Source organism: Bacillus sp. BML-BC051 (assembly GCF_019656175.1).
GTDB classification, from domain to species: Bacteria; Bacillota; Bacilli; order Bacillales; family Bacillaceae_G; genus Bacillus_A; species Bacillus_A mobilis.
The window spans coordinates 1-3,091 of sequence record NZ_BPLI01000072.1; the positions used below are offsets into that span (position 1 = coordinate 1).

General features: G+C 34.9%; 3 protein-coding genes. 2 read left to right on the forward strand and 1 reads right to left on the reverse strand.

The features are described from left to right. A partial coding sequence (locus K5S59_RS24310) for a hypothetical protein (RefSeq protein ID WP_220784097.1) occupies nt 1-621 on the forward strand: 621 nt, incomplete at its 5' end. Nucleotides 622-650: 29 nt separating this feature from the next. On the opposite strand, the gene K5S59_RS24315 is transcribed toward K5S59_RS24310, so the two are convergent. Then, nucleotides 651-1,109 carry a replication/maintenance protein RepL gene (locus K5S59_RS24315; protein ID WP_001125937.1) on the reverse strand — a complete coding sequence of 153 codons (459 nt, stop codon included), beginning with the start codon at nt 1,107-1,109 and terminating at the stop codon, nt 651-653. A gap of 1,358 nt (nt 1,110-2,467) precedes the next feature. Here K5S59_RS24315 and mobV point away from each other — a divergent pair. Next, nucleotides 2,468-3,091 (forward strand): MobV family relaxase (mobV, locus tag K5S59_RS24320; protein WP_202613767.1); only part of this gene is annotated, 624 nt, incomplete at its 3' end.

The window sequence follows — 3,091 nt, forward strand, 5'->3', positions numbered from 1 at the left end:
GTAAAGATAAAAGAAAAAGACTTGGAGAGAAAAATCCAATCTTTAGATAAAGAATTTGAAAGTAAAAAGAAAAAGCTTTTAGATCTCAGTGAACAATTACCACAAGAAATCAAAATCAATGCAAAAGGGAAAGAGAAAAAAACAGAGGTTGTGAAAAAAGGATTATTTAAAACAGAAACGATAACCAAAAACACTGGGAATTGGATTATTGGAACGAACGAATTGAAAAGAGTACAAAAAATGGTGAACGCTGCCTATATGGTCAAAAGGGATTATGAACGTTTGCAAAGTACAGATTTGGTGGAAGAAAATAAAAAATTACACCTGCAAGTAGAGGGCTTGTCTAACAATTTAAAAGCATCTCATCAGATTAATGCGGAGTTGAGAGAGAGAAATAAAGAATTACATACAAAAATAGGCTCGTTACAAGCTCATATAAACGATTTGAAGATAAACGTAAAGGTTTTATATCAACAAACGAAAAAAGTCTTTAAAGAGCAATTTAAAACGTTTAGAGGGCTTGTTAAGAATGAACTAGTTGGAAGGGAAGTAGAGGATTACTTTGAGCGTGAACATAAAAACGAAATGACTAAACAACGAGGATATGATATGGAAAGGTAAAACCGCCTTAGAATCAATTCTTGGGCGGTTTATTCAACTGCATTAATTGGAGCCTTATTATTATTAAAATCTTCGAATCTAGCAAGTAAGTATTTCTCTTTTGTATCTTTACCACGATGAACAAGGCTTGGATGTATCATTATTGCTCCAGTTCTTCTAGTAATTATTTGGGCTTGCTCCAGTGTTTTTAATGTGTCTATTACAGTTTGTCTAGATACCTTGCTTTTTTCGGTCAATTCTCTTGTAGTTATAATTAACGTATTTGTTGATTTGTCCATGTTTTCTAATATGTATTTTACAACTTGCATTTTTTTATTACCTAAACTATCTATTAATTGAACGATTGCAGTTAAATATGTGATCATAAAACCATTTCTAGGAGTTTTCTTTATGACTTCATCAGTTTCTATTATTTCACCTGTATCTAGGTTTCTCCATCGACTTTTACCGTTATATATTATTTCGTTTTCAGTTTTTTGTTTTGGCATATTATCACCTTTCTCCTATATTTTTGTATTTCCATTTTATCATAATTAGACCAAAAGGTCAAAAAAAAATAGACCAAAAGGTATAAAAAATTAGACCAAAAAGTATAAAAAATTAGACCAAAGAAAATGCCCTTCAATAGCTATATATCAGCTTAAAATCTACTTTTTACCCCCTGCTTACTCTTTTCTATATATTTAAGGCGATAAATATCGCCTTAAATATATTCTTTTTTCATTTTTTTTAGAGGGCTTTCCACAATGCAATAGTCGAGTAGTATTTTTTGAGAAAACCACTCAAAAAATCTCCACTCTTTTGCTATTGCATTGTGAAATTCGGCAGGTGTGAGCATGTCGCCAAGCCGAACATACCAAAAACGAGGATTTAAGTTGCACGACTTGGACTAGCAATTGTACCTGCCGAACCGCCTTGATCTATCGTTCAAGAATTTCACTAATGCCATATAAAATTACGTTAAGTTCCTGGGGGCTAGCCCCCAAACCCCCAGCCAGCACTCACACCCAAAAACAAGGGGGATACCAATAAAAAAGTCAAAATCCACTATATAGGATTTTGACTTTTTTATTGGTATTGAACTACAAGGGTCCCTACAGGCTGTTTTTGAACACCCGTAGTTCTTTTTAAAAGGGATTAATTTATCAGATTTATTAAATGAATAATTCATAAAATCCCCTTTCAATCACTCTGTTGTATGGCAATTTATCAAGTAGGCAGTTGTACATAAGTAGTGTATGCAGGGGACAAAAATGTGTATATAACTGGATAAGCCTTTTTTATTTTTGGCTTGGTATGAAAAAAGAACCCTAATGTTGGATAGGGTTCTTTTTAGGGGTAACAGTTGAAGGTTGAAGGTATATTTCATATTTATTATGTACTTTACTCTTATATTCATTCGAATAGGAAACACATATGTTTGGAGTAATTTGCAAAGCGATTGTTGGAAAAGGAAAAATTAGCGGTAAGTGTCAATGGTAAGCGGACTGGAAGGGGTCAGCGGTTTGTGCTGATCCATGAAAGGAGCATTAAGGAATTGACACGTGCAATTGATTCTTCAACCTCTTGGCCTGTCAAAACGTCAAACGTTTTGGCCTGCCAACCGGCGAGGGAGTCCCTCAAGGATTGAGGGGTTGGGGAGTTCGATTGATGGGGTCAAGGGGAAGAGTTCCCCTTGTAGGTTCGGACAAAGTCCGAGGTTTTTTTGCCATGCAAGGCATGGTTTGGCGAAGCCAACGAGCCTCGCAGAGCACGTCCAAATGAAATTTGGTATAACGTGCTAGACCAAATTATTGGATTCTCTCAATCTTCGTGCTATGTTGATTACCAAAAGGGGGGCTTACTTGTGGCTCATGTAGAAAAATATACAAAAGGCAGCGTACAAGGATTATCGATTCATTGGGACAGAAAAACAGAAAATCATTCGAATCAAGAGATTGATAATGAGCGGTCAAATTTAAATTATGATTTATGCGAAAAAGAAGGAGATACACTTTCCCGCATGAATGATCGATTACGTGAAGTACATTGTTTGAATCGGAAAGATGTAAAAGTTTGTAGTGATTGGGTTGTTACGTTACCAGAAAACTTGAAGGGGACTTCAGAAAAAGAACAACGTGAATTTTTTGAAAAAACCTATGAGTTTTTAGCGAATCGTTATGGCGGTGAAAAAAATGTATTGTCCGCTAACGTACATAAGGACGAAACAACACCTCATATGCATTTTGCTTTTATGCCTGTTGTTTGGGACGAGAAAAAACAACGGGAAAAAGTTTCAGCCAAAGAGGTTTTAACAAGAAAAGATTTAAAGACATTCCACCAAGATTTAGATACATTTTTGAAAAAGGAAATACCACACATCTACAAAGATGGAATTTTAAATGATAAAACGATTGGTGTTGATACCGTTAAGGATTTAAAAAAGCATTCTCTAGAAATAGAGAAACAAAAAAAGGCGATGGATGCGGAA

Excerpts from the sequence above, each read along its gene's own strand:
- K5S59_RS24315 (WP_001125937.1), bottom strand. The coding sequence starts at position 1,109 with ATGCCAAAACAAAAAACTGAAAACGAAATAATATATAACGGTAAAAGT.